Source organism: Bradyrhizobium sp. (genome assembly GCF_049519115.1).
Taxonomy (GTDB): Bacteria; Pseudomonadota; Alphaproteobacteria; order Rhizobiales; family Xanthobacteraceae; genus Bradyrhizobium.
In genome coordinates this window covers 13,665-38,596 of sequence record NZ_JBEKRB010000036.1, presented here as the reverse complement: position 1 = coordinate 38,596, position 24,932 = coordinate 13,665, and the positions used below count along the sequence as shown (strand labels likewise).

Below are 24,932 nucleotides of genomic sequence, written 5' to 3'. Positions count from 1 at the left end.
TGAACTTGCCAAATGGACAGTACACTGTCTAACTGCCCGGCATAAACGGACCAACAGAACCGACGAGAGGGTGGAGGCGTGCTGCAATGCAGGGAAAAGTAGCTCTCGAAGAGCATTTTGCGATTGCCGAAACTCTTCAGGACAGCGCCGGCTTTGCCCCCGAGGCCGATTGGCCAGAATTGAAGGGCCGGCTGTTGGATATCCAGAACCGCCGTTTGCGGGAAATGGACGCGCACGGCATCGAGATGATGCTGCTTTCGCTCAACGCGCCGGCAGTGCAGGCGATACCGAACCTCGAGAAGGCCGACGAAATCGCACGCCGCTCGAACGATTTCATGGCCGAGCAGATCGTCCGCCAGCCGAAGCGCTTTGCCGGTCTTGCCGCGCTGCCGATGCAGACGCCGGAGCTCGCGACGCGCGAACTGACCCGTTGTGTGCGGGAACTCGGTTTTTGCGGCGCGCTGGTCAACGGCTTCAGCCAGGTCACCGACAATCCATCCGGTATCTACTACGACGTGAAGTCTTACTGGCCGTTTTGGGCCGAGGTCGAGCGGCTCGACGTGCCGTTCTACCTGCATCCGCGAAACCCGCTGCCGAAGGATGCAGCGATTTATGAGGGCCACCGCTGGCTATTGGGTCCGTCCTGGGCTTTCGGGCAGGAAACCGCCGTTCATGCCCTGAGACTGATGGGGTCGGGATTGTTCGATGCGCACCCCGCGCTCAATATCGTGATCGGTCACATGGGCGAGGGATTGCCTTATTCGATGTGGCGGATCGACAACCACAACAAGTGGATGCGTGTGCAGAACAGCTATCCGGCCAAACGCAAGATCGGCGACTACTTCCGCGAAAACTTCTACATCACGACATCAGGCAATTTCCGGACTCAGACGCTGATCGATGCCATGCTCGAAATCGGCTCGGACCGAATCCTGTTTTCAACCGACTGGCCGTTCGAGAATATCGACCACGCCTCGAATTGGTTCGATGAAGCGCCGATCGCGGAAATCGATCGGCAAAAGATCGGCCGCGACAATGCGAGGGCCTTGTTTAAACTAGGTTGATTGATCCGACGCTTGAACCCGCCCAAGAGTGGGAAGGCAAAGGAGCAGGAGGGGAGGGACAACCCATGCGTTCGGAAAACGAAGTCGATATCCATGAGGAGTTGGCAGGCGCTGCCGTCACGCCCTTGCACAAAGCACTGGGCGTTTTGATCACGCTGATTACGCTGTTTGACGGCTATGACACCTTCAACCCGGCCTATGTCATCCACTATGTGATGCAGCCCTGGGGCTTGCAGCCGAGCCAGGCGGGGCTTTTGGTGTCCTCCGGCTTGATCGGCTTTCTGTTCGGCGCCATGGGCCACGGCATGGTCGCCGACCGTTACGGCAGGCGAAATACGCTGCTAGCCGGCCTGTGGATCATCAACGTCATGACGCTGCTCACCGCGATGTTTGCAACAGACTTTGCAAGCTTCTGCGGCTTGAGGTTCCTCACTGGTCTTGGGCTCGGCGTGCTGCTGCCGCTCGGCACCACCTACATCAACGAACTGGCGCCACAGCGGGTCAGCAACAGCTTTTCGTTGTGGGGCGTGACGTTCGGCTGGTCGCTAGGCGGAGTCGTGGCTGGGCTCGTCGGCGTTTTTCTGACGCCGACCTATGGCTGGCAGATCCTCTATTTCGCTGGAACGATGTCGATTCCGCTGACGCTGGTCGTGCATGCGGTGTTGCCGGAGAGTCCGAAATTTCTGGCGGCCCGCGGACGGGTCGAGGAACTGCGGGCGCTGATGTCGAGGCTGCGTCCGGAGCGGCGCGGGTTTTACGAAAACGCCGTGTTTCGCACCACCGAGCACAAGGTGTCGCAAAATACCATCGCCGCGCTGCTCGCGCCGCGCTATCGCCGCGTCTCGCTGACGATATGGCTCACCGCGTTTCTCACTCTGTTTGCGATTTTCGGCCTGACGGGATGGATCCCCACCGTCATGATCAAGCGCGGCGAAACTTTTGCGGCCTCCTTTGGCTTTGGTGCGTTGTTGCAGGCGATGTCCTTCTTCGGAGGCCTGACGCTTGCCACGCTCGCCGACCGCGGATTTGCCGCCACGCCGCGGCTCTTGGGTACATGGTGGGCGATCGGCGGCCTTGCGGTCGGCGCGCTGGTGTTCGTCAACGGTCACGGCTTCAACATCGCGGTCGTTGCGATCGCGGGCTTCTGCGTGATCGGGGCCCAGCACGTCCTCAACAATTTCACGGCCAATTCCTATGAGACCGGCCTTCGCGCCAGCGGTGTCGGGATGGAATTGGGGGTAGGGCGGGTCGGCGCTATTCTCGGCCCTTACGTCATCGGTCTGTTGCAGCAGGCGACCGGAGCGCCGGACGCGGTATTCTGGGCGATCAGCGGAGCTGCGATCGTGGCAGCGGCCGTGATCAGTTCGCTGGCGATGGTCGGCAAAGCGGCGCAAGGCAGCGTGGCGCCTGCAGAGTGACTTTTAGGCGAGTAGTTTTTAAAAGTAGTTTCCAAGAAAAAAATCGACGGGGGAAAAATGACGAGTTTGGACTCGCGTCCTGCGACCAATGCGACGCAGGACAAGGTGTTGTTGGCGGCGCGGCTGCTGGTGGCGCCGCTGTTTTTCTATAGCGGGATTGGAAAGATCCTCGCGTTCGGCGTCACCGCGTCGCGCCTGCCGGGCGGCGAGGGCGGCTTCGGCAGCTTTCTGGCGGCGGGATCGATCGTGATCGAACTCGGCGCTTCACTGGCGCTTGTTCTGGGCATCTATACGCGTTGCGCGGCGATCGTCTTGATCGTGTTCACGATCCTGGCGACGTTGATGTTTCATAATTTCTGGGCTTCGCCGCCGGCGCAGGTGACGGCCCAGACCGTCCAGTTTCTCAAGAACCTCGATCTGATCGGCCTGTTTGCCATGATCGCGGCCTTTGGTCCTGGGAGTTATTCACTGCGGAAGAAATAACGGCCAATGTAACGAGCCTGGGAGCAGGGGCGTGACAACGATCAATTGCGATATGGGTGAGGCTTTCGGCCTTTACCGGATGGGCGACGACGAAGCGCTAATGCCGCTGATTTCCGTGGCCAACGTCGCCTGCGGTTTCCACGCCTCCGACTTCAACCACATGCGCAGGACCGTTCGGCTCGCGAAGGAGCAGGGCGTCAAGGTCGGGGCGCATCCTTCGCTGCCGGACCTGCAGGGCTTCGGCCGGCGCGAAATGAAGATGCCGCGCGACGAACTCGCGAATTGCATCATCTACCAGGTCGGCGCGCTCAAGGGTTTCCTCGAAGCCGAAGGCATAACGCTGAACCACATCAAGCCGCATGGCTCGCTCTATGGCATGGCGGCGCGGGACGAGGCCGTGGCTCACGCGATCTGCGATACCGCCGACGTCTTCAAGACGCCGATCATGGGCATGATCTCCACCTGCCACGAGACCGTCTATGGCGCGCGGGGCCATGTCCTGATCGCCGAATTCTATGCCGACCTCGACTACGAGGACGACGGCCGCCTGATCATCACACGCGAACATCACGCGGTCGACCCGGCACGTGCTGCGTCGCGCTGCCGGCGTGCGATCGCCGAAGGAAAGGCTCAAAGTGTTAATGGCAAGGACGTCGCCGTGCGCGCCGATTCAATCTGCGTGCACTCGGATACGCCGAACGCGGTCGAGGTCGCCCGCGCGGTCCGCGACGCGTTGAAGGAAGGCTGTTAACAAAACGGTGGAACGAGGAGGGCGACGCGGTGACCAACTTTGTGACCATCGAAAAAGGCCTCGGCCCCGAGGGCCGCATTGCGGTGGTGCGGTTCGATCGTGGCGACGGTATCAATGCGCTGTCGCCGGAAGCCATGCGCCAACTGACCAGTGCGGCGCGCAGTTTTGAGGACGACGGCGACACCTCCGTGGTTGTGCTGACCGGCGGCCCGCAGGCGTTCAGCGCCGGTTTTGATCTCAAGGATCCCGAGGGGCGCTTACGCAAGTCGATGGACCTTGGCTCGCTGCGGCGACACCTGAAGATCGGGCCCCGGCTCGCCCGCGCCTGGCAGGACATGGAACAGATCACGATCGCCGCGATCGAAGGCTTCTGTATCGGTGGCGGCATTGCGCTTGCGGTCGCGCTCGATTTTCGCGTCATGAGCCGCTCAGCCCATATCCGAATTCCCGAAATCGGGCTTGGCATGAACATGAGCTGGCAGAGCGTTCCGCGGCTGCTGCATCTGATGGGACCGGCGCGAACCAAGCAGGCGGTCATCTTGGCCGATCAACGCATCTCGGCCGAGGAAGCCCATGCGTGGCGTCTGGTGGAGGAGGTCGCCGAGCCCGGCATGGCCTTCGACACGGCGATGGCCCTCGCGGCCAAATTCGCCAGCCAGCCGCCGATCTCGGCCGCGATGACCAAGCTTACCATCAACCGCCTGACGCATGCGCTCGACGATCTCACCAGCCACATGGACATCGATCAGTTTGCGCTCGCAACCTTGACCGAAGATCACAAGGAGGGCGTGGCGGCGTTTCTGGAGCGGCGCAAGCCGCGCTTCAGGGGACGCTAAGACCTGGTCGGATCGCTCGCGACGATCCCGGTCCCTATGTCGGGGTGATTCGCATAAGGTATATTATGGAATATATTATTCCATAGAGATTACATACAGTTGTATCCAAACCCTCAGGTTTTGCCGAATTCAAAGACCGCCGGATCGATCCTGCCGATCGTTCAGTCGCTCCGCCAGGGCCGTCGGAAACCGCGGCGAAAGCGCATCACAACAGTCGCTTGGTATTTTCTCCGAAAGCGGGCAAAAAGCCAACCAAGGCGCTTTCGATGAGGAAGCCGGATAAAAACGATTTGGGAGACGACACGATGGGCTTTTCACGACGTTCGCTATTAAAGACCACGGCTGCATCGGCCGTACTCGGTGGCTTGGGTGCGCCGTCCGTGGCGCGCGCCCAGCAGGCCGAGTTCTCCTACAAGTTCGCCAACAATCTGCCGGACACGCATCCGCTCAATAGCCGCGCCCGGGAAATGGCGGCGGCGATCAAGACCGAGACCAATGGTCGGTTCGATCTGCAGATCTTTCCGAACAATCAGCTGGGCGCCGATACGGACGTGCTGAGCCAGCTTCGTTCAGGCGGCGTCGAGTTCTTCACGATGTCCGGACTGATCCTGGCGACCTTGGTGCCGGCGGCGTCCATCAACGGGATGGGTTTTGCCTTCCCGGATTATCCGACCGTCTGGAAGGCCATGGACGGCGACCTTGGCGCCTACGTGCGCAAGGAAGTCGCCAAGGCCAATATCATCGCGTTCGAGAAGATCTGGGACAACGGCTTCCGCCAGACCACGTCCTCGTCCAAGCCGATCACGGGGCCTGCCGACTACAAGGGGTTCAAAATCCGCGTGCCGGTGTCGCCGCTGTGGACCTCGATGTTCAAGGCGTTCGATGCGGCGCCCGCCTCCATCAATTTCAACGAGGTCTATTCGGCGCTGCAGACCAAGATCGTCGAAGGCCAGGAAAATCCGCTGGCGCTGATTTCCACTGCCAAGCTGTATGAAGTCCAGAAATACTGTTCGCTGACCAACCATATGTGGGACGGCTACTGGTTCCTGGCCAATCGCCGTGCTCTGGAAGCGTTGCCGCCGGACGTACGAACCATCGTCGAGAAGAACGTCAACGAAGCGGCGCTGAAAGCTCGCGTCGACACCGAAAAGCTCAACGCGACCGTCCGCGAAGAACTCTCGACCAAGGGACTGACTTTCAATCAGCCTGATTTGGCGCCGTTCCGTGATAAGCTGCGCGCCGCCGGTTTCTATTCCGAATGGAAGGGAAAATATGGCGAGGAGGCCTGGGCCATCCTGGAGAAGGCGGTCGGCAAATTGTCCTGATACCTGAAGGCCAACCCAAATGGTGGACGCCGAGGCAACGCGGCCGGCAGCCGGCGAGGTGGTGTACCCTCGCCGGTATTCGCAGGTCAGGGCGATCGAAGCCTTCATGGGAAGGCTCATTGAAATTCCGGCCGCCCTCCTCGTGGTGGCCGAGATCGTGACGCTGTTTGCCGGCGTCGTGGCGCGTTACATCGTGCAGCAGCCGCTGATCTGGTCCGACGAACTCGCTTCGATCCTGTTCCTCTGGCTCGCGATGCTCGGGTCAGTCGTCGCATTTCGACGGGCCGAACACATGAGGATGACGGCGGTTGTGGCGAGCGCGACACCGGCCGTGCGTGCCTATCTCGACGTCGTCGCCACCTGTGCGGCACTGGCCTTCCTGCTGTTCATCGTCGGCCCGAGCTATCAATACGCCTACGAGGAAAGTTTCATTACGACGCCGGCGCTGCAAATTGCCAATAGCTGGCGCGCTGCGGCGTTACCGGTCGGCATCTGTCTGATGGTGCTGTTTGCGGTTCTTCGGCTGCTACGGGTCGGCGATACCGGCCTGGTCATCAAGGCGGCGCTCTCGGTGGCGCTTTTGGTCGTGGCGTTCTGGCTGGCGGCGCCGTGGCTGCGGCCGCTCGGCAACCTCAATCTCGTGATTTTCTTCGTCGGCGTGGTCGGCTTCTGCGTCTTTGCCGGCGTGCCGATCGCTTTCGCCTTTGGTCTTGCGATCTTCGGGTATCTCGCGCTGACGACGCGGACGCCGTTAATGGTGCTGGTCGGGCGGATGGACGAGGGCATGAGCCACCTGATCCTGCTCGCGGTGCCCCTGTTCATCTTCCTCGGGCTTCTGATCGAAATGGCCGGCATGGCGCGGGCCATGGTAGCGTTTCTGGCAAGCCTGCTCGGCCATGTCCGGGGTGGCCTGCACTATGTGCTGGTCGGCGCGATGTATCTTGTGTCGGGCATCTCCGGCTCCAAGGCGGCCGATATGGCGGCGGTGGCGCCGGTATTGTTTCCCGAGATGAAGCAGCGCGGCGCCCGGCCCGGCGATCTCGTCGCCCTCCTCGCTTCGACCGGCGCGCAGACCGAAACCATTCCGCCGAGCCTTGTGCTCATCACCATCGGCTCGGTAACCGGCGTTTCGATTTCGGCATTGTTCACCGGGGGGCTGTTGCCCGGCGTGGTGCTCGCCATCACGCTGTCGGCGCTGGTGTGGTGGCGATATCGCGGCGAGGACCTGAGCCACGTCAAACGGGCGAGCGGCAGTGATATCGCCAGAACCTTCATCGTCGCCCTGCCCGCGCTCGCGCTCCCGTTTGTCATCCGCTACTCGGTCGTGCAGGGCATTGCGACCGCCACGGAAGTCTCCACCATCGGGATCGTCTACGGCTTTGTGGTCGGCCTGTTGATCTATCGCCAATTCAACTGGCGGCGGCTAATGCCGATGCTGGTTGAGACCGCCTGCCTGTCCGGCGCGATCCTCTTGATCATCGGAACTGCCACCGGCATGGCCTGGGGGCTGACCCAGTCCGGGTTTTCGCGGGCGCTGGCGACCGCGATGACCGGCCTGCCCGGCGGCGCCGCCACCTTCATCGCGGTCTCGATCGTGGCCTTCACGATCCTGGGCAGCGTGCTCGAAGGCATCCCCGCGATCGTGCTGTTCGGCCCCCTGCTATTCCCGATTGCAAGGCAAGTCGGCGTGCACGAGGTTCATTATGCGATGATCATCATTTTGGCGATGGGCATCGGACTGTTCGCGCCGCCCTTTGGAGTCGGCTATTATGCGGCTTGCGCCATCGGCCGCGTCGATCCCGCCGAGGGCATCCGTCCGATCTGGGGTTATTTGCTGGCGCTGATGGCAGGTTTGATTATCGTTGCTATGTTCCCCTGGATATCGATCGGCTTTCTTTAAGCGTTGAGGACAACCGATGGCAGGACTCCAAAGCCAATACGACGTCGGCCTTGAGAAGACGCCGGCCAATTTTGTGGCCCTCACCCCTCTGAGTTTTCTGGCGCGCACGGCCGCGATCTACCCCAACCATACGAGCACGGTCTATGAGGGCCGCAGCTTTACCTGGTCGGAGACCTACGCGCGCTGCCGGCGCTTTGCCTCTTATCTCGCCGGCCGCAACATCGGCCCGGGCGATACGGTGGCGGCGATGCTGCCGAATATCCCGGCGATGAACGAAGTGCATTTTGCCGTGCCGATCGCAGGCGCGGTGCTCAACGCGCTCAACATCCGGCTCGATGCGGCCTCGATCGCGTTCCAGCTCGACCATGGCGGCGCCAAAGCCATTCTGGTCGATCCGGAATTTTCGGGCGTGATCGCGGATGCGCTCGCGCTGATGACGGGCAAGAAGCCTGATGTGATCGACGTCGATGACAAAGCGTTCATAGGCGGAAAGCGTATCGGCGAAATCGAATATGAGGAGGCGCTCGCGCAAGGCGACGAAAATTTCGTCGCTCGCATGCCGCCGGATGAATGGGACGCGATCGCGCTCAGCTACACCTCGGGCACCACGGGCAATCCCAAGGGCGTCGTCACCCACCATCGCGGTGCGTATCTCAATGCGGTCAGCAACATCCTGGCCGGCAATCTCGGTCCGCATTCGGTCTATCTCTGGACGCTGCCGATGTTTCACTGCAACGGCTGGTGTTTCCCGTGGACCATCGCGGCTTCGGCCGGGATCAATGTCTGCCTGCGCAAGGTCGATCCTGCGAAGATCTTCGAGCTGATCAAACAACACGGCGTAACGCATATGTGCGGCGCGCCGATCATCTACAACACGCTGATCAATGCGCCGGACGCACCGAAGAAGTCAGACGCCCGTCCTGTCGTTGGATTGATCGCGGGTGCCGCGCCTCCGGTCGCGGTGCTCGAAGGCGCCGAGCGCATCGGGATCAAGCTCACGCATGTTTACGGCCTGACCGAAGTCTATGGTCCCGCCTCGGTTTGCGCGGAACAACCCGGCTGGGACGATCTGCCCGCCGATCAACGCGCGCAGCTCAAGCGCCGGCAGGGTGTGCCCTACCCGCTTCAGGAAGCCGTGACCGTCATCGATCCCGAAACCATGCGTCAAGTGCCGCGCGATGGCGAAACCATTGGGGAAGTGATGTTCCGCGGCAACATCGTCATGAAAGGCTATCTCAAGAACGAAAAGGCGACCGATGAGGCCTTTGCCGGCGGCTGGTTTCACACCGGCGACCTCGGAGTCCTTGATGAGTATGGCTACGTCATCATCAAGGATCGTTCCAAGGACATCATCATTTCCGGCGGCGAAAACATTTCCTCCGTCGAAGTCGAGGACGTTCTCTACAAGCATCCGGCCGTGCTGTTCGCCGCCGTCGTCGCCAAACCGGACAGGAAGTGGGGCGAGGTGCCCTGCGCCTTCGTTGAACTGAAGGAAAACGCGTCAGCAACAGAGGCCGATATCATCGCGTTCTGCCGGGCCCAGATGCCCGGCTTCAAGACCCCGAAAGCGGTCGTGTTCGGCCCGATTCCGAAGACCTCGACCGGCAAGATACAAAAATTCCTGCTGCGCGGTCAGGTTCACTCGGCCAAGGCGATTTCGGCGTAAGGTATTTTCATTGCGACATCGGGCTGTTGCGCGCGGCCTTCAGCCAGAGGAACCAGGAGCGGTCATACTGCGCGCTAATGGTCTTGGTGGTCCCGACCGTTTCTTCTTCGGTGAGGAAGGTAACGGGTCCGAGTCGCATCGCTTCCATCTGGAGCCGCGCTCCGACTTCGGTATAGACCGCGCGGAACACCGCCTGCCGCAGTGTGCTGGCGACGACGGTCGAGCCGTGGCCGCGCATCAGGACCGCCGACCCCTCCCCTAAACTATCCGCGAGCGCGGCGCCGAGTTTGCCGCTGGTGATCAAAAGGTCGCTGCCGGGACCGGCGAAGTCGCGGATTTCGAAGATCGGCGTTCCCTTCGCGCTCAAGAATCCGCACATGTGGCAGACCGGCTGCAGTTTGATGCCCGGGACCACGCTGAACGGGACGACCGAGGGCGAATGGCTGTGCACCACCGACATCACATCTGGCCGTTTGCGGTAGATCTCGCCGTGAATGAATCGCTCGAGATAGGGCGCTGGGCCGCCAGGGATGACCGGATTGCCGTCGAGATCGAATTCCAGCACGTCCTTCTCCGTAACCAGCGCGGGCGCCATGCTGCGGGCCAGCAGGAAACGATCGGGCCGTTCCGGGTGTCGCGCGCTGACATGTCCGAAACCGTCCACCACGCTCTGGTCGAACAGGATATGGTTGGCATCGACGAGTTCACGGATAAGAGATGTAACGGCCTCGGATACGGACATAGCGGGAATTCCCTGTTGAGCTTTTGGGCCTGGATGAAATAGTAAGGTTCCTAACTATATTAAGGGAGCGCCCTCTGATGAGCAAATTACAGCTTTCCGTCGCGATCGGTGACTATGACCGGATGCGCCCCCTGGTCGATGGTCTGGTGCAGATTGATAGCGTCGACGCGCAGTTCATGCTGCTCGATCCGGAGGAGATATTTTTCCGCGCGTTCCGGCATGCCGATTTCGACGTCTGCGAATTGTCGCTCTCAAGCTATTCGGTCAAGACCGCGGCAGGCACCAGTCCCTATATTGCCGTGCCGGTGTTTCCGTCGCGCGCCTTCCGCCACACCTCGGTCTATGTCCGCACCGACCGGATCAAATCGCCGGCCGACCTGAAAGGACGCCGCGTCGGGGTGCCCGAATATCAGCTCACGGCCAATATCTGGGTTCGTCTGTTTCTTGAAGAAGATTACGGAATCCGCCCCTCCGACATCACCTGGGTGCGTGGTGGTTATGAGCATCCCGGAAGGATCGAGAAGATCAGTCTCAATCTGCCTGATGATGTTAAGGTGGAGAACGCGAGGGCCGACGCCACCATCTCCGATCTGCTCGCGAGCGGCGAAATCGACGCTGTGATCGGACCGCGCGCGCCATCCTGTTTCGATCGCGGGCATCCGCATGTCGGCTATCTCTTCGCTGATCCGCAGGCGACCGCGACCGAATGGTATCGCCGGACCCGCCTGTTCCCGATCATGCACACGCTCGGCATCCGTCGCACGCTGGCCGAAGAACATCCGTGGTTGCCGGTCGCAATTTACAAAGCGTTCGAGCGCTCCAAGGCGATTGCGCTGACCAAGCTTTCGGACACCTCCGCCACCAAGGTGACGTTGCCGTTCGTCGAGGAACAGTTGGGGGCGGCGCGTCGCCTGATGGGTGAGGATTTCTGGTCGTACGGGCTTGAGCCGAACCGTGAAGTGTTGCGGCGATTCCTGGAACGCCATCACGCCGAGGGACTATCGTCTCGCCTGCTTAGCCCCGAGGAATTGTTTCACGCCTCCGCGCTCGAACTGCACAAGGTTTGAGGCCCAACCGTCATCGCGAGCGGTAGCGAAGCGATCCAGCGAAAAAACTGGATTGCTTCGTCGCTGACGCTCCCTTGCGCAAACGCTCTGCGTTTGTCGCAGGCAATGACGAGATAGCTGCCTAAAGCACGTCCAGCCGCATGCCGTCGTAGGCGGGTATCACGCCCTCGGGCAGGCTTTGCCGCAGCACTTCGTAGTCCAGATCGGAATGCATGTTGGTGATGATGGCGCGATTCGGCTTGAAACGATCGATCCAGGACAGCGCATCGCTGACGCTGAAATGGCTGGGATGGCCGGCATAGCGCAAGCCGTCGATGATCCAGAGATCGAGATCTTCGAGGTACGGCCGGCTCACTTCCGGAACATCGCTGACGTCGGGCGTATAGGCGGCGGCGCCGATCCGATAGCCGAGCGCCGGGATATTGCCGTGCGTAAGGTCGAAAGCCGACAGCGTCACGGCACCGCCCTTCCCCTCGATCGTGCGGCTCTCGCCCCCCTCGATGGCATGGCGCACCAGGATCGGTGGATAGTCGCTGCCTTCGGGTGAGATGAAGCAGTAAGAGAACCGCGCCATGATGTCCTTGGCGGTCGACATGTTGAAATAGGTCGGAATGCGGCGGCGCTGATGCAGCACTACCGAGCGCAGATCGTCGATCCCGTGGGTCTGGTCGGCATGCTCGTGTGTCAGGAACACCGCATCGATATGGTCGACCTCGGCGTCGATCAATTGCTCGCGCAAGTCAGGCGAGGTGTCGATCACGATCCGCGTCGTACCTTCAGCGCCGGTCTGCTCGACCAGAAGCGAACAGCGGCGGCGACGGTTTTTCGGATTGGTCGGATCGCACGCGCCCCAGCCCAGCGCCGGTCGCGGCACGCCGGCCGACGATCCACAGCCGAGGATCGTAAGCGTCAGCGTCATTCGACCCTTTCCGGGGCTGGCACCTTGCCGAACAAGCGAAAAAAATTCTCCGTGGTTTGCCGCGAAATCTCCTCCAGCGAAACGCCGCGGGCTTCCGCCAGCACTTTTGCCACTTCCACAACGTAGGCAGGCTCGTTGCGCTTGCCGCGAAATTTGCCGGGCGCCAGATACGGCGCGTCGGTCTCGACCATGATGCGGTCCGCCGGCAATTCCGCGGCGAGCGCGCGCAACTCGTCCGATTTCTTGAACGTCAGGATGCCTGTGAACGAGATCGAAAGCCCCAATTCGATCGCCTTCATCGCAAGCTTTCGCCCGCCGGTGTAGCAGTGCAACACCGCGCGAAACGGCCCCTTGGCGATTTCGTCCTCCAGGATGCGTTCACAATCCTCATCCGCTTCACGGGTGTGAATGACCAGCGGCAGACCGGTGGCGCGCGCGGCCGCGATATGGGTTCGGAAACCCCGCTCCTGCGCCTCGCGCGAGCCATGCTGGTAGAAATAATCGAGACCGGCTTCGCCGAGCGCGACGACCTTCGGGCATTTGGTCAGCGCGATCAGCTCATCAGCAGGAATGCCGTCTTCCTCGTCCGCTTGATGGGGATGGGTGCCGACCGAGCAATACACTTTCGGATATTTCTCCGCGATCGATAGTAGTGCGTCGAGACGTCTCACTCGTGTGGAGATCGTGACGATACGCCCGATGCCGGCCGTCTCTGCGCGTGCGACAATGCCGTCGAGGTCGTCGGCAAAGTCCGGGAAGTCGAGATGGCAATGGCTGTCGACAAGCATCGCGTTCCGCCGTTTATGTCGCCGTCGGCTCGATATAACGCGGAAACACCGGGGCCGGCGCTGGGAGCACCACACCCGGCTTGATCCGCGTCGAGAGCGCGGCGAAGTTACGGAAATCGATCTCGTCGGGGATGCCGAGTAGATCGAGCAGTTTTCCGGAGGCTTGCGGCATCGCCGGCTGGGCCAGAATCGCGATCTGCCGCACCACTTCGGCCGTCACGTACAACACCGTGCCCTGACGGGCAGGGTCCTTCTTGGCGAGCGCCCATGGCGCTTCGCCCGCGAAAAAGCGGTTGGCCTCGGCGACGACGGCCCAGACCGCATTGAGCGCCTGATGAATCTGCTGGGTCGCCATCGCATTTCGCGCGTGTGCGATCATGCCGTCGGCTTCCGCTAGAATGTCCTTGTCGTTGTTGGTAAACTCGCCGGGCTCCGGCAGCACGCCCTGAAATTGTTTCGCAATCATTGACAGCGAACGCTGCGCCAGGTTGCCGAGATCGTTGGCGAGATCGGCGTTGATGCGCGCGACAATGGCTTCATGGTTGTAGCTGCCGTCCTGGCCGAACGGCACTTCGCGCAGGAAGAAATAGCGCGTCTGATCGACGCCGTACTGGTCGGCGAGATTGAAGGGATCGACGACATTGCCGACCGACTTCGACATTTTCTCACCGCGATTGAACAAGAAACCGTGGGCATAGACGCGCTTCTGCACGGGAATTCCGGCCGACATCAGGAAGGCCGGCCAGTACACCGCATGGAAGCGGATGATGTCCTTGCCGATGATGTGCACATCCGCCGGCCAATAATGCCAATCGGAGCTACCCTCGTCGGGAAAGCCGACGCCGGTGATATAATTGGTGAGCGCATCGACCCAGACATACATCACATGCTCGGGCTCGCCCGGGACTTTGACGCCCCAATCGAAGGTCGTGCGGGAAACCGACAGATCCCGCAATCCGCTTTTGACGAAGCTCACCACCTCGTTCTTGCGCGATTCAGGGCCGATAAATTCCGGATGCGTCTCGTAGAGCGCGAGCAGCCTGTCCTGATAGGCGGAGAGACGGAAGAAGTAGCTTTTCTCCTCGACCCACTCGACCGGCGTTCCCTGCGGTCCGCGGCGCACCTTGTCCTCGCCGACAATGGTTTCGTCCTCGGCGTAATAGGCCTCGTCGCGCACCGAATACCAGCCGGCATAGCTGTCGAGATAGATGTCGCCATTGTCCGCCATCCGCTTCCAGATTTCCTGGCTGGAGCGATGGTGTTGTTCTTCGGTGGTGCGGATGAAGCGGTCGAACGAAATATTCAGCCGCTGATCCATCTCCTTGAAGCGTTGCGCATTTCGCGTCGCCACTTCCATCGGCTTTAGCCCTTCGGCTTCCGCGGTCTGGATCATCTTCAAGCCGTGTTCATCCGTGCCGGTCAGAAAAAATACGTCTTTGCCGTCGAGCCGTTGAAAGCGCGCTAAGGCGTCGGTCGCGATCGCTTCATAAGCGTGGCCGATGTGAGGTGCGCCGTTGGGATAGGCGATCGCGGTGGTGATGTAGAAAGAGCTTTTGGCCGGCGCCGTTGGCGCTTTTGCGGTGGGTGCAGACGAAGCTTTCAGAACTTTTGGCGCGGTTGGCTTCGCCGCCGAGGCTTTCGTTTTTTTCGGTGCGATGGTGACTTGTTCGACCTGGGTCTTTTTCGCGGTTTTCCTGACTGTTTTCCTGGTCGCTTTTTTGGCGGCCTTCTTGACGTTTTTCTTGCTAGCGCCCTTCTTGGCCGTGTTCTTCGGCTGCTTTTTGGCCTTCTTGACGGCAGCACGCTTCGCACCGGCGCGCGAGGCCTTACTGCCCGCTTTTTTGGCCTTTTTCGTCTTTCGTTTCTTGACGGTTTTTTTCGCAGCCTTCGCCACACGGATTCCTTTACAGATTAAATAAAACGATCGGGATTTGAGGGAACGCTGTTATCGCGTGGCTTCCGCAAGCATCCCAAATACCGAGAACACAAGCGGCTTTCGCTCGAGATTGTATTCAGCGGTATCGCGCGCGGCGCGGTTGATCTTTTCCCACACCTCCGCCAGCCGTGCAAGGCGCGGCAGGTCGGTGTTGGGATCCTCGGTTCGCATACGAGCGCCGACCCAGCGGTCGATGCTGTCCACAAAGGTTGCGAGTGCAACCTTGTCGGTGCCGCCAAGCGCGTCGCCAAGCGCATGCAATTCACGCGGATCGACCCGAGGCAGCGTCGCCAGCATCGCTGCGGTCTTGTGATGAAGTTTGACGGCGTCGCCACCGAACAGTGTCAATGCTCGCGCGACGCTTCCCTCCGCGGCCTCCGCCGCCTCGATCAATGCGGGATCCTCCCCCGCGCGCCCAGTAGCGCGGCTCAGGGCCTGGATCACGTCGGCCGTGGCGAGCGGCCGCAGCGGCAAGCGGCGACAGCGCGACAGGATGGTCGGCAACACCCTTCCCGGCGCGTGGCTGACGAGTAGAAACAGCGACTGGCGCGGCGGCTCTTCAAGCGTCTTGAGCAGTGCGTTGGCGGCGTTGGGATTGAGTTCGTCGACGGTGTCGACGATACACACTCTCCAACCGTCAGCCGCCGCGGTCGAGCCGAAAAACGAAATGGTCTCGCGCGTCTCGTCGACCGTGATCACGGTTCGCATCACGCCCTTGTCGTTGGCGGTTCGCTGAAGCACCAGAAGCCCGCCATGCGCGCCAGCCACGATCCGGCGGGCGGTGGGGTCATTGGCATCGACGTTCAGGTTGTCGGCGCGCTGGACGTTTGCCGCCAGCGGATCGGGGTGTGCCAGAACGAAGCGGGCCATTCTGTAAGCCAGCGTCGCCTTGCCGATGCCTTGCGCGCCGCCGATCAGCCAGGCATGCGGAATGCGCCCCGAGCGATAGGCGTTGAGCAACGCCGTCTCGGCCTCGCGATGACCAAAAAGGCCGGTGGTTTCCCGCGGATGCGGAACCGATATCTGCGTTTCGGTCTTGCTGCTCATGCGGAAACAGCCGCGTTTCCAGCGCTTGTCGCAAAAAAACGATCGCGCAAGGCAGACCAGATGTTAGCCGCGACCTTCGCCTGATCCTCGGTGGCATCGATCAGCACGCAGCGCTCCGGCTCGTTCGCGGCGATCTGTCGGTACGCGTCGCGCAATTGCTGATGAAAACCGACGTCTTCGGCTTCGAACCGATCGGCCGCGGCTGTCCCGCGCCGCGCTGCGGCGCGCTTGAGGCCGATTTCTATCGGCACGTCCAGAATGACGGTCAGATCCGGTTTCAGGTCGCCGATGGTGACCCGCTGCATGGCATTGAGAAGTTCTTGCGACACCTGCCCGAGTGCGCCCTGATAGACCCGCGTCGAATCGAAAAAGCGGTCGCTGAGCACCCACGTGCCTTGCTTCAGCGCGGGCTCGATCACGGTGCGCGCGTGGTCGTCGCGCGCGGCGGCAAACAGCAGCGTTTCCGCTTCGGGGCCAAGCAGCTTGCCCATCCCGGAGAGAACCAGGTGGCGGATGATTTCCGCGCCGGGCGATCCGCCGGGCTCGCGGGTGACGATGGCGTGCAATTTCACACCGGCGAGGCCCTCGGCCAGGATCTTGATCTGGGTGGATTTGCCGGAGCCTTCACCGCCCTCAAAGGAGATGAAACGTCCCCGGCCCCCTGCGGCTTTGACCGTTACTTGGGCCGATACTTGAGCCGTTGTCACAACTTCTCTGCTCCTGCGCGGAATAGCCCGATGGCGAGTTCGGCGACGCCGTCGACGGCGCGCCGCATCGTCGAGCCCCGGCCAACCGCTTCTGCCGCATAGACCGGCGTCTCCACGGCGACATTGGCGCCGCGCCAGACCTTGACCGCGCCAACCTTTTGGCCGGCCTCGAACGGCGCGCGCACCGGCCCGCTATAGACGATGCGGGCAATCAACTTGTCGGTACCGTTTTTCTGCACCATGACCTTGACGGGTTCATGGCTGGCCAACGCGACGGAACGGCTGTCGCCGCCGAACACCTTCGCATAGCCAATCGTTTGATTTTCTGCGAATACCGTCCGGACTTCGAAATTGCGGAAACCCCATTCGAGCATTTTCTTGGCCTCGGTGGCGCGGTCTTCCGGGTCCTCAAGCCCGTTGATGGCCACGATCAGGCGCACGCCGTTCTGCACGGCCGACCCAACCATGCCGTAGCCGCCCTCCTTGGTGAACCCGGTCTTCAGGCCGTCGGCGCCTTCGAGGGAATTGAGCAGAGGATTGCGGTTCGGCTGCTTGATCTTGTTCCAGGTGAATTCCTTCTCGCCGAACAATTTGTAGAATTCGGGATAGGTCTGGATGATGTGACGCGCGAGTATCGCCAGTTCGCGCACCGTCATCTTGTTGCCGGGGTCCGGAAGGCCATTGGAATTGGCGAAGGTCGATCGCGGAAGGCCGATCTCTCGCGCGCGCTTGGTCATGAAATCCGCAGCAAACGCGCGCTCATTGCCGGCCATGGCTTCCGCCAGCACGATGCAGGAGTCATTGCCGCTCTGGATGATCGCGCCATGCAGGAGATCGTCCACCGAAACCTTGCTGTTGAGCGCGGCGAACATGGTCGAGCCGCCGGCCGGCGCGCCCCCCCTGCGCCAGGCGTTCTCACTGACGCGGTATTCGTCGGTCAATTTGATGTCGCCCTGCTTGAGGGCGTGGAAGACCACCTCTGCCGTCATCAGCTTCATCATGCTGGATGGGGCGCGCAACTCGTCTGCGTTTTTTTCGAACAGGACGGCGCCGCTGGTGGCCTCGATCAGGATCGCGGTCGGCGCATCGCCGTCGAAGCCGCCCTCATCCTTCTTGGCGCCCTGTACGCTGTTGTTGGCAGCTGAGAGCACGCTGCTCCATCCCAATGTCAGGAGAACCGCGGCGGCGATCAGACCTCGCATCAAGCGTCCTGTCGTGACTAAAGGCCGGTGAAACCGCAACGTCGAACGTACCATCGAAACTGTCCTTGGACGGGTCCGCGTTCTAACAGTTGGAAACCGCTCAAACAACACGGCTGCTCGTCCGCCAAGCGGTTGAGGTACGGCCTTCGCTGAATCATCTAACGCCTTGGAAACAAGTTAGGAATGAGATGAAAGCAACGCCAGTCGCGACGTTGCGGAAACGATCTATTTTGGAATCAATAAAGCCCGCGTCCGGCGAGGATTTCGCTCGGGATTTGCCGGTCGACCGGCGCGTAGGCCGAAACGGGCCTGGTTACGTATCGATCCTGGGATTCATAGGATGCCGCGCGTTGTTCATCCTGGAACTGATCGTTTGAGCGCGAACGGCCATAGGCGGTGCGCTCCGCCGGCTCGCCATACGCCCCCTGCTCCGGCTGGGTACTGCCGAGGTTGTAGGGGCGGCCTTCCGGGATCGGCACCTCGCCGCGGATCGGGCGCGACGGGCCAACGTAGTCCGGCACGAACGGGCGGGCGGAGGCAACCCGAACCAGCGAGGGCGCAGGCGCCGGCACGCCGGTGCGCAAGGTTGCCATCAACTGGCGATCATCGGAGCCTTCGAGCGGCGCGCGGCCGACATATTCGACGCGCACGCGCGCTACGCCGTTGTTCTTGAAGTCCAGAAGTTCCGCCGCCCGGCTCGAGACGTCCATCACGCGGTTGCCGTGATAGGGACCGCGATCATTCACACGAACGATCAGCGATTTGCCGTTGGCAAGGTTGGTGACGCGGGCATAGCACGGCATCGGCAGCGTCGGATGCGCCGCGGAGAGCGAGGTCATGTCGTAGACTTCGCCATTGGCGGTCAACCGCCCGTGGAAATCGTCGCCGTACCAGGAGGCAAGGCCATCCTGGCGATAATTGACGTTTTCTTCCGGCACATAGACCTGGCCGCCGACCGTATACGGCTTGCCGACGCGGTAGGTTCCCCCGCCTTTCGGCACGGGATCGCCGAGCTCTACGACGCGGGGACTGGAGGAAACGCCATATTTCGGATCGATCCGGCTGGAGAGGCCGGATGACGAGCAATTGGCGAGCACGAGGCATGCCGAAACAACGGCAATCCCTCGCCACGCGCCCCGTTCCGGTGCTGACCGTTGAATTCGCATTCGCCCCAAGTGCCATTCCACCGGCCGCGTTTTCCACGTGCCTCGTGGCCGTATCCCCGACATAAGCCCCGGCTCACATCAACGGACCAATATACCGCAATGGGAACGCGGCGGAAATGGGGACGGCGCAAGGAGAGCTTGGGGATGGTAAATCAATCCTTCGCAGCCCGCGGGGTGACGTTTCCGGTGGATTGCTCGGCCAATTCGAGGTGCCGCCTTCGCCTTCCCTGCATAGTCCAGACCAGCATAACCCCTTACTGAGTCATTGACGGCGCCATTTTGAGGTCGGCGCAAACGTTTTCGGATGAGCGCAGCCTGCGGTTTGCCATCACCCGTTCTTGAGTTTCGGCCCGTTAAGTGATTGAAGTCGCAGCGCACGGAAGGGTGGCCGAGTGGTTTAAGGCACCGGTCTTGAAAGGCGAAAGGGGCTCATATCGTCAGACGGCATCGAGCCTCTTTTCACGGCATCTCCAACGAGATACCGAACCAAGCTCAATGCTTTTCGCAGCATTCTATAATATCCAAAAGCACCTATTCCACATCAACAAGTGCCCAAAGATGTGCCCTGCTCGGAGCGCGGAAACGGCATGAAGCAGGAGCAAAAGATCAGCCTCGGCGAAATGCGCTCCTCCGGCGTGCGCGCCACTCGACTCAGCTTGATGCCCCCGGTCGTTGATCAATGGCCCGATGATGTCCGGCTGTCCGATCTGAAGCCCTCGGTTCACCTGCAAGCGCATGCTGCCGGAAGGGTGCCGACGTTAGGCCGGGCGGTCGGTCGAGGCATATGCCAGCCCGTCGGGCGGGGGCTGCAGTTCTCGGAGCGATCACGAGGCCGTTCTCTTATGCACGGGCCGTTGACAGTTTCGTGTTCAAGTCCAAAATGGTGAAGCTCACGCTTCGACTGGCGAAGCCCAAGGTCCGGGGTGAGCGTGAAGAACAAAGATCTTGCAGCATTGTCCGTCGACCAACTTTGGCGCCTACGCGCGGAGATCGAAAGGCTTTTGTCTTCGAAAATGGAAACCGAGAAGCGAAAGCTTGAGCAACGTCTTGCTCAGCTTGAAGGGCGCACCGAGCCTAAAAAAAGAGCTCGGCGACCTTACCCAAAGGTTCGTCCAAAATATCGCAACCCGGAGCGCCCCTCGGAAATCTGGTCTGGACGAGGTAAGCAACCGCGCTGGGTCCGTGCGCAACTAGCGTCAGGAAAGAAATTAGACGATCTGCTTATTTCACAGACGCACTGACGGCCGGTCGTCTCTCATAGGAAGACTGTAAATCCGCTTCCTATTGAGAGGGTTTTTTGGCGCGCAACGGAGCTCTGCCTTTCGAACTTCGTCGCGAAGCCTTTGCAACTCCAGATAACGATCCTCTAGGGTGCTGCCGTTCGATAGCGTTCGCGTTCGAGTAATTTTCGCTGACGTCGATCCCTGGCTCTTCATGACTATTCCCCTCATTTAAATGGGTACCAAAAGCCGCCGTAAGATTTGATCGCCTACAAAAAAACATCCTAGTGCGACGCACAAATTACGTCGCGATGAAATTATACACTTTGGACATGTCGATTGGGCAAAATTCTGCCTTCACTTTAGGCAGAACTATCCTCACACAGAGCGCCCTCTCATGATCCCGATGCCGCCGCTTGCAGGTTGGTTGATATAGCCAGCACGGTCGAGGGCGTGCAGGACGGGCGCATCTACATCGAGCACGTCAACCGTCCGTTCCTCGACGCGGACGGCACGCCGGATCAGTACGCGTTGGAGCGCGCGATCAAGCTTGGCTGGCTGTTGCGACAGGAGTCCGGCACCTATGTGAAGTTCACGCAGGCCGGAGCCGAGCTGTTTGCGTGATTTTAGTTTAGTTTGGGGAAAACCCACACTGCTTCGCTACAATCTTGCTTTCCCAACAACCGGTAGACATGCAGGTGTTCATGTAGCTTTCGCAAACCGATTTACATTTGGGACCTCTGCTCGCCTTATCGCAATAACCAAAGCATACCTGCTTCCTTTCGGAGCAAGTCTTAGCAGCGCTTGGGGATGCGGCCAATAAAAATAAGCCAGCCAATATCATTACAGAATATCGCATCGCTACCTTCCCATTTTGACGACGCCCGGGATCGCTACCCGTAAACTATGCAGGTCTTGATCCCGAACCAAGCCTTAGATGTTCGGACCGTGCTTGCCTCATCCCTGATAATGCCGGGCGCTGGAGACCAGTAGCAATCCCGTTACGGCCTACCATTCTAGTGATTGATGCCCCCACAGTCCCTAATCCCTAGCGGCTTCATCGAGAGGGCGCTGGAGCAAACCAAAAAATTCAAGCTCCGCCTCAAACCGCCGAAGACGAAGCGCGGCCTACGTACCATCGAGCTGGATGATGCCGCGATAGCGATGCTAATGAAGGAGAAGGAGCGGCACCGCCGCATCATGGCGGGCGTCTCTGACGGAGTCGAAGTCGACCTCTCGCTGATCAAGCTGCCCTCGACTGCCCTGATGTTTCCAGCTATGCCGGACCCCGGCGAAGACTTTGACTTCGCCAAATGGCGCAACCCGCGCAACTTTTAAAAGGAGTTCGCCCGCATGGCGGGACTGCTCGGGTTCGGCAAGACGCGCTTCCACGAATTGCGCGGCCTTCACTCGACCGCCCTACTCGACGCCGGTATTCCCGTTCACACTGTGGCGCAGCGGATCGGCGACGACCCCGCCGTGCTCCTCCGCAGCTACGCAAAGCGCAGACGGACAAAACAGGCCGACCAGAACGTCTCCAGCGCCATCGCTTTGTTCTCCGCTGGGTTTCTCAGGACATGAAGGGAACGATAAGCACGAAAGATGTGCCCAAAAACGTGCCCAGCCACAATCTGTTCTGATCCGTTCTTGATCTTCTTGCCACTAAGTGATTGATACCGCTACAACGGAAGGGTGGCCGAGTGGTTTAAGGCACCGGTCTTGAAAACCGGCGTGCCCGCAAGGGTACCGTGGGTTCGAATCCCACCCCTTCCGCCACTGTTGAATGATTTCAACGTGTTTAACACTCTCTCGCACGCGCTGTTTAACACTTTCCGTTTATCGTCCGTTCTGCGAGGCTTCCCAAAGCCGCATTCCATCCGCCGCCATGATCTTGCGCCGGGCCTGTTGAACGTAACCGCGCGCCTCGTCGTCTGTGAGATGGCCTAGAATGCTCATGATCTGGTCTATGGTCGCGCCAGCTTCTGCCAACGCAGCGCCGGCCAGATGCCGCAAGCCGTGCGGACTGTAGCCAGGGAAACCAAAGTCCGCGCATTGATTGCAAATCATCGTTGTTAGGCTGGTCGCCCTGAACCGATCGCCGCGCGAGCTGGTGAGCAAGTATCGCCCGTCGATCCCGTCCGCGCTCAAATGCGCGCGCAATATCCGATGGCAAGGAATCCAAACATAGGTTCCGGTTTTCTCCTGCACCACCTCGATTGCGGTCCCGTCGAAATGCTTGCGCTCCATCATCACGACATCGGAACGGCGTTGCCCCGTGTAGCGCAACGGATAGTAGGCGCGGCGCAGTCTCGGATTTTCGATCGCTTCGAATTTCGCGCAAAGGTCTTCCGGCCACACCGGCGCGGATTCGTGTTCCTTGTGGATCGTTGCCACTTCAGCGGCCGGGTTCGGCCCGATATCTTCTATTCCCAAATGCTCTTTCGCGAACAACCGGAGCCGTCCGATCATATCAACCGTGGCGTCTGCCACCGAGGGGCGATCCTTGAGATTGTTGCGAATGCGGCGAACGCCCTTTTCCGTGAAGGTGGCAAGATCTGCCCGGCCGTACCTCGATTGCAGATAATCCAGGCGCCGATTGTAAATCTCGCGGCTGGTCGGCTTGAGCTTCGCCCATTGCGCCGATTCCGCTTTGTATTTATCAACCACCCAATCAAGCGTTCCCTCAAGCGGGCCGTTGCCCTCGCCCTGTCGCATGATCGAAGCGCGCGGCGCATGTTCGGCCAGGAGCGCGTTGTATTCTTCCATGAAGGTTGGCGAGGTCGGCGCGGGGAGCGGGTAATATTTCTTTCGAAAGCGAAAATAATATCGCGCCTTCCCGTATCGATCGGGAATCACGCAACAGTATTTCAGTTCGATCTTGCCCATTTACGACGCCGCACCATCCGCCCCTTCGGCCTCCAGCATATCAGCGAGCGATTTGCGCCCTGTAGCAAGCCGTTTTTTCCTTTCGGACAAGCTGTCCACCGCAGCATCAAGGTCCAAGCGATCCCATCGCGGCAAGCCGCCGATGTCGCGGGCGGACGGCCAGGTGCCAACCGAAACGCCCTCAAGGAATTTCGTTTTCGAAGTGTCGAGATAGGCCGCCGCCCGGTCGGCATTCATCATCCGTGGCGGATAGGCGCAATGATCCTGAAATCGGCCGGCCATCACTCGCCCCCGATCGGAGGGGAAGATTGCAAGCGCACGAGCCACACCGTTGCAGTCATTCCGCTTTCATTTTTGCGACGAGCGCCGGTCAGCTTAATCTTGCCCGTCCGCTTCAATTCGCTAACACGTGGGCGAACACTCAAAACCGATAGGTTCAGATCCTTCGCGATTTCATCCGCCGTCGCACCGTCTGGATATTGCGCGATCTGTGCCAGCACCGCCGCCGCATTTTGTTTGCGGCGCCGGCAATGGCTTTTGCTGCATCCTCGGATGGCCCCGCAGCCTTAAAGCCGGGCGCATCGGGGTAAATCAATTCTGACATTCTGCTCATGCCGCACCGCTTGCGTTCGAGACGGGAGAGAGGATCAAGTGCGAAGGAACCAGACAGCCGGGCTCGCCGGGTTTTGGTCCCCATGCGTCAAGCCACTAAGTGTTGCCCTGGAAATGTTTCAACCGCCGCCGCCATTCGTCATCCGTGAACGATCGCGGATCGATTAGAGCGGAAGCAGGCTTGCCGCCGTCGTCTGGCGCGTCGTCGGGTTTGTGCTGTGCCCGTGGCTGTACTCGCTGGCGAGTCATCTGCTGTACCCGTCTCAATGCGCCCGGCAGACTCCAATTCCGCCAAGAAACGCTGCACGCGCCCGAGGGACCAGCACCAAGCTTTTTTGAGAAATCGAATGGAATAGGTGAGCTGGCCGCGCTCAAGTCGAACTATCTTGCGAGACGAGCCGGAGTGAACGTCAACATTCATCGGACTGTGCGCGGCATGCTCCTGCAACCAGTGCCAGGCTTCAAAGTTGCTGAAGGTGCTGCGTGGCTTAAACAGCGGCCCATCGAGGTCGCCGCGCGTTACCTTGAAATACCCCTTCATACGCCGCCCTCCAGATCTCGAACGGCATTGCAGGCGATATCGCAGAACAAATTGACGGTTCCAGTTGGCCCGTTTCGTTGCTTGGCAATGATGGCCTCTAGCTGATCTTTCACGTCAATCAGCCGGTCAATTCTGGCGGCCTCTTTTTCTGGCGTTGGGCCAGTCGTTCGCTCCAGATAGTACGCTTCCCGATGCACGAAAATGATCGCATCTGCGTCTTGCTCGATCGAACCGGAATCGCGCAAGTCGGCCATTGTCGGCCGCTTGTCGTCGCGATTTTCAAGGGCGCGGGATAATTGCGCCAGTGCGACAATCGGAACGTCGAGTTCCTTGGCAAGCGCCTTGAGCGCGCCGGATATTTCCGTAACTTCGTTGATGCGCGCGCCGGATGGGCCCGCGTACTAACACATCGTAGGACAGAGACAACCAAACAAAGGCTTAATTGCACCGTCAGGTCACCGGCTATGGACTTTCTTCGCGCCTTTCCCATACGAAGGCCTTCGTCTACGCGATAGGATGCGCCGGATCTATTGTTGGCGACGCTTTGGCCGGCCCGGAAAATTAGCTGAGCGAGACGATCAATACTGTCGCTCGATCGGGGCAGAGCCAGGAACGCCACATTATACCAATTGCCGAATGATGGCTTCCCAGCAACG

The 24,932-nt window shown here is 60.3% G+C and carries 25 protein-coding genes and 1 tRNA gene; 14 read left to right on the top strand and 12 right to left on the bottom strand.

What is annotated here, in order from left to right:
• Positions 1–86 precede the first annotated feature (86 nt).
• The 8 genes from ABSE61_RS24285 (at position 87) to ABSE61_RS24250 (ending at position 9,443) form a co-directional block, all read left to right on the top strand.
• Complete coding sequence (locus tag ABSE61_RS24285) at positions 87–1,064, top strand: amidohydrolase family protein (RefSeq protein ID WP_423873685.1); 978 nt, start codon at positions 87–89, stop codon at positions 1,062–1,064.
• 65 nt (positions 1,065–1,129) lie between these two features.
• Positions 1,130–2,482 (top strand): MFS transporter, encoded by a 1,353-nt coding sequence (locus tag ABSE61_RS24280; protein WP_423873684.1) that lies wholly within the window; start codon positions 1,130–1,132, stop codon positions 2,480–2,482.
• Positions 2,483–2,539: 57 nt separating this feature from the next.
• Complete coding sequence (locus ABSE61_RS24275) at positions 2,540–2,965, top strand: DoxX family protein (protein WP_423873683.1); 426 nt, start codon at positions 2,540–2,542, stop codon at positions 2,963–2,965.
• A gap of 31 nt (positions 2,966–2,996) precedes the next feature.
• A complete protein-coding gene (locus ABSE61_RS24270; RefSeq protein WP_423873682.1) occupies positions 2,997–3,716 on the top strand; it encodes a LamB/YcsF family protein in 720 nt (239 codons plus the stop codon).
• 29 nt (positions 3,717–3,745) lie between these two features.
• Positions 3,746–4,552, top strand: coding sequence for an enoyl-CoA hydratase/isomerase family protein (locus ABSE61_RS24265; RefSeq protein WP_423873681.1), 807 nt, complete (start codon positions 3,746–3,748; stop codon positions 4,550–4,552).
• A 305-nt stretch (positions 4,553–4,857) separates the two neighbouring features.
• Positions 4,858–5,877 (top strand): TRAP transporter substrate-binding protein, encoded by a 1,020-nt coding sequence (locus tag ABSE61_RS24260; protein WP_423873680.1) that lies wholly within the window; start codon positions 4,858–4,860, stop codon positions 5,875–5,877.
• A gap of 19 nt (positions 5,878–5,896) precedes the next feature.
• Positions 5,897–7,777, top strand: coding sequence for a TRAP transporter large permease (locus tag ABSE61_RS24255; protein ID WP_423873679.1), 1,881 nt, complete (start codon positions 5,897–5,899; stop codon positions 7,775–7,777).
• 16 nt (positions 7,778–7,793) lie between these two features.
• Positions 7,794–9,443, top strand: coding sequence for an acyl-CoA synthetase (locus tag ABSE61_RS24250; protein WP_423873678.1), 1,650 nt, complete (start codon positions 7,794–7,796; stop codon positions 9,441–9,443).
• A gap of 7 nt (positions 9,444–9,450) precedes the next feature.
• Here ABSE61_RS24250 and ABSE61_RS24245 read toward each other — a convergent pair whose 3' ends face one another.
• Positions 9,451–10,185 carry a class II aldolase/adducin family protein gene (locus ABSE61_RS24245; protein WP_423873677.1) on the bottom strand — a complete coding sequence of 245 codons (735 nt, stop codon included), beginning with the start codon at positions 10,183–10,185 and terminating at the stop codon, positions 9,451–9,453.
• Positions 10,186–10,262: 77 nt separating this feature from the next.
• Between ABSE61_RS24245 and ABSE61_RS24240 the strand changes: the two genes are divergently transcribed.
• The gene (locus ABSE61_RS24240; protein ID WP_423873676.1) at positions 10,263–11,252 is read left to right on the top strand and encodes a substrate-binding domain-containing protein; all 990 of its coding nucleotides are present in this window, start codon (positions 10,263–10,265) and stop codon (positions 11,250–11,252) included.
• A 121-nt stretch (positions 11,253–11,373) separates the two neighbouring features.
• Here the strand turns inward: ABSE61_RS24240 and ABSE61_RS24235 are convergent, their stop codons facing one another.
• The 7 genes from ABSE61_RS24235 to ABSE61_RS24205 all read right to left on the bottom strand — a co-directional run bounded on the left by ABSE61_RS24235 (position 11,374) and on the right by ABSE61_RS24205 (position 19,017).
• Positions 11,374–12,171, bottom strand: coding sequence for an MBL fold metallo-hydrolase (locus ABSE61_RS24235; RefSeq protein ID WP_423873675.1), 798 nt, complete (start codon positions 12,169–12,171; stop codon positions 11,374–11,376).
• Positions 12,168–12,959 (bottom strand): TatD family hydrolase, encoded by a 792-nt coding sequence (locus ABSE61_RS24230; protein WP_423873674.1) that lies wholly within the window; start codon positions 12,957–12,959, stop codon positions 12,168–12,170. The genes ABSE61_RS24235 and ABSE61_RS24230 overlap by 4 nt, the downstream gene beginning before the upstream one ends.
• A 13-nt stretch (positions 12,960–12,972) precedes the next feature.
• Positions 12,973–14,853: a methionine--tRNA ligase gene (metG, locus tag ABSE61_RS24225; RefSeq protein WP_423873673.1), complete on the bottom strand. Its 1,881-nt coding sequence runs from the start codon at positions 14,851–14,853 to the stop codon at positions 12,973–12,975.
• 51 nt (positions 14,854–14,904) lie between these two features.
• Entirely contained in the window at positions 14,905–15,942 is a 1,038-nt protein-coding gene (locus ABSE61_RS24220) for a DNA polymerase III subunit delta' (RefSeq protein ID WP_423873672.1), read from the bottom strand.
• Complete coding sequence (tmk, locus tag ABSE61_RS24215; RefSeq protein WP_423873671.1) at positions 15,939–16,649, bottom strand: dTMP kinase; 711 nt, start codon at positions 16,647–16,649, stop codon at positions 15,939–15,941. Before tmk ends, ABSE61_RS24220 begins: the two co-directional genes overlap by 4 nt.
• Entirely contained in the window at positions 16,646–17,851 is a 1,206-nt protein-coding gene (locus ABSE61_RS24210; RefSeq protein WP_423873670.1) for a D-alanyl-D-alanine carboxypeptidase family protein, read from the bottom strand. Before ABSE61_RS24210 ends, tmk begins: the two co-directional genes overlap by 4 nt.
• Before the next feature lie 236 nt (positions 17,852–18,087).
• Complete coding sequence (locus ABSE61_RS24205; protein ID WP_423873669.1) at positions 18,088–19,017, bottom strand: septal ring lytic transglycosylase RlpA family protein; 930 nt, start codon at positions 19,015–19,017, stop codon at positions 18,088–18,090.
• 929 nt (positions 19,018–19,946) lie between these two features.
• On the opposite strand from ABSE61_RS24205, the gene ABSE61_RS24200 reads away from it, so the two are divergent.
• The 5 genes from ABSE61_RS24200 to ABSE61_RS24180 all read left to right on the top strand — a co-directional run bounded on the left by ABSE61_RS24200 (position 19,947) and on the right by ABSE61_RS24180 (position 22,013).
• Positions 19,947–20,258 carry an H-NS histone family protein gene (locus tag ABSE61_RS24200; RefSeq protein ID WP_423873668.1) on the top strand — a complete coding sequence of 104 codons (312 nt, stop codon included), beginning with the start codon at positions 19,947–19,949 and terminating at the stop codon, positions 20,256–20,258.
• A 402-nt stretch (positions 20,259–20,660) separates the two neighbouring features.
• Positions 20,661–20,861 (top strand): hypothetical protein, encoded by a 201-nt coding sequence (locus tag ABSE61_RS24195; protein WP_423873667.1) that lies wholly within the window; start codon positions 20,661–20,663, stop codon positions 20,859–20,861.
• Between the two features lie 546 nt (positions 20,862–21,407).
• Positions 21,408–21,575: a hypothetical protein gene (locus tag ABSE61_RS24190; protein WP_423873666.1), complete on the top strand. Its 168-nt coding sequence runs from the start codon at positions 21,408–21,410 to the stop codon at positions 21,573–21,575.
• A gap of 15 nt (positions 21,576–21,590) precedes the next feature.
• Positions 21,591–21,818: a hypothetical protein gene (locus ABSE61_RS24185; RefSeq protein ID WP_423873665.1), complete on the top strand. Its 228-nt coding sequence runs from the start codon at positions 21,591–21,593 to the stop codon at positions 21,816–21,818.
• A 105-nt stretch (positions 21,819–21,923) separates the two neighbouring features.
• Positions 21,924–22,013, top strand: a tRNA-Ser gene (locus tag ABSE61_RS24180).
• A 60-nt stretch (positions 22,014–22,073) separates the two neighbouring features.
• On the opposite strand, the gene ABSE61_RS24175 is transcribed toward ABSE61_RS24180, so the two are convergent.
• The 4 genes from ABSE61_RS24175 to ABSE61_RS24160 all read right to left on the bottom strand — a co-directional run bounded on the left by ABSE61_RS24175 (position 22,074) and on the right by ABSE61_RS24160 (position 24,653).
• The gene (locus ABSE61_RS24175) at positions 22,074–23,123 is read right to left on the bottom strand and encodes a tyrosine-type recombinase/integrase (RefSeq protein WP_423873664.1); all 1,050 of its coding nucleotides are present in this window, start codon (positions 23,121–23,123) and stop codon (positions 22,074–22,076) included.
• Complete coding sequence (locus ABSE61_RS24170; RefSeq protein ID WP_423873663.1) at positions 23,124–23,405, bottom strand: hypothetical protein; 282 nt, start codon at positions 23,403–23,405, stop codon at positions 23,124–23,126.
• Positions 23,405–23,623, bottom strand: coding sequence for a hypothetical protein (locus ABSE61_RS24165; RefSeq protein WP_423873662.1), 219 nt, complete (start codon positions 23,621–23,623; stop codon positions 23,405–23,407). The genes ABSE61_RS24170 and ABSE61_RS24165 overlap by 1 nt, the downstream gene beginning before the upstream one ends.
• Before the next feature lie 649 nt (positions 23,624–24,272).
• The gene (locus ABSE61_RS24160) at positions 24,273–24,653 is read right to left on the bottom strand and encodes a replicative DNA helicase (RefSeq protein ID WP_423873702.1); all 381 of its coding nucleotides are present in this window, start codon (positions 24,651–24,653) and stop codon (positions 24,273–24,275) included.
• Between the last annotated feature and the right edge of the window lie 279 nt (positions 24,654–24,932).

What these genes read in the sequence shown, in the direction of transcription:
- ABSE61_RS24285 (WP_423873685.1), top strand. Translation starts at nt 87, where the DNA reads ATGCAGGGAAAAGTAGCTCTCGAAGAGCATTTTGCGATTGCCGAAACT.
- ABSE61_RS24280 (WP_423873684.1), top strand. Translation starts at nt 1,130, where the DNA reads ATGCGTTCGGAAAACGAAGTCGATATCCATGAGGAGTTGGCAGGCGCT.
- ABSE61_RS24275 (WP_423873683.1), top strand. Translation starts at nt 2,540, where the DNA reads ATGACGAGTTTGGACTCGCGTCCTGCGACCAATGCGACGCAGGACAAG.
- ABSE61_RS24260 (WP_423873680.1), top strand. Translation starts at nt 4,858, where the DNA reads ATGGGCTTTTCACGACGTTCGCTATTAAAGACCACGGCTGCATCGGCC.
- ABSE61_RS24255 (WP_423873679.1), top strand. Translation starts at nt 5,897, where the DNA reads ATGGTGGACGCCGAGGCAACGCGGCCGGCAGCCGGCGAGGTGGTGTAC.
- ABSE61_RS24250 (WP_423873678.1), top strand. Translation starts at nt 7,794, where the DNA reads ATGGCAGGACTCCAAAGCCAATACGACGTCGGCCTTGAGAAGACGCCG.
- ABSE61_RS24245 (WP_423873677.1), bottom strand. Translation starts at nt 10,185, where the DNA reads ATGTCCGTATCCGAGGCCGTTACATCTCTTATCCGTGAACTCGTCGAT.
- ABSE61_RS24240 (WP_423873676.1), top strand. Translation starts at nt 10,263, where the DNA reads ATGAGCAAATTACAGCTTTCCGTCGCGATCGGTGACTATGACCGGATG.
- ABSE61_RS24235 (WP_423873675.1), bottom strand. Translation starts at nt 12,171, where the DNA reads ATGACGCTGACGCTTACGATCCTCGGCTGTGGATCGTCGGCCGGCGTG.
- ABSE61_RS24230 (WP_423873674.1), bottom strand. Translation starts at nt 12,959, where the DNA reads ATGCTTGTCGACAGCCATTGCCATCTCGACTTCCCGGACTTTGCCGAC.
- ABSE61_RS24220 (WP_423873672.1), bottom strand. Translation starts at nt 15,942, where the DNA reads ATGAGCAGCAAGACCGAAACGCAGATATCGGTTCCGCATCCGCGGGAA.
- ABSE61_RS24210 (WP_423873670.1), bottom strand. Translation starts at nt 17,851, where the DNA reads ATGCGAGGTCTGATCGCCGCCGCGGTTCTCCTGACATTGGGATGGAGC.
- ABSE61_RS24205 (WP_423873669.1), bottom strand. Translation starts at nt 19,017, where the DNA reads ATGCGAATTCAACGGTCAGCACCGGAACGGGGCGCGTGGCGAGGGATT.
- ABSE61_RS24190 (WP_423873666.1), top strand. Translation starts at nt 21,408, where the DNA reads ATGAAGGAGAAGGAGCGGCACCGCCGCATCATGGCGGGCGTCTCTGAC.
- ABSE61_RS24185 (WP_423873665.1), top strand. Translation starts at nt 21,591, where the DNA reads ATGGCGGGACTGCTCGGGTTCGGCAAGACGCGCTTCCACGAATTGCGC.
- ABSE61_RS24175 (WP_423873664.1), bottom strand. Translation starts at nt 23,123, where the DNA reads ATGGGCAAGATCGAACTGAAATACTGTTGCGTGATTCCCGATCGATAC.
- ABSE61_RS24170 (WP_423873663.1), bottom strand. Translation starts at nt 23,405, where the DNA reads ATGGCCGGCCGATTTCAGGATCATTGCGCCTATCCGCCACGGATGATG.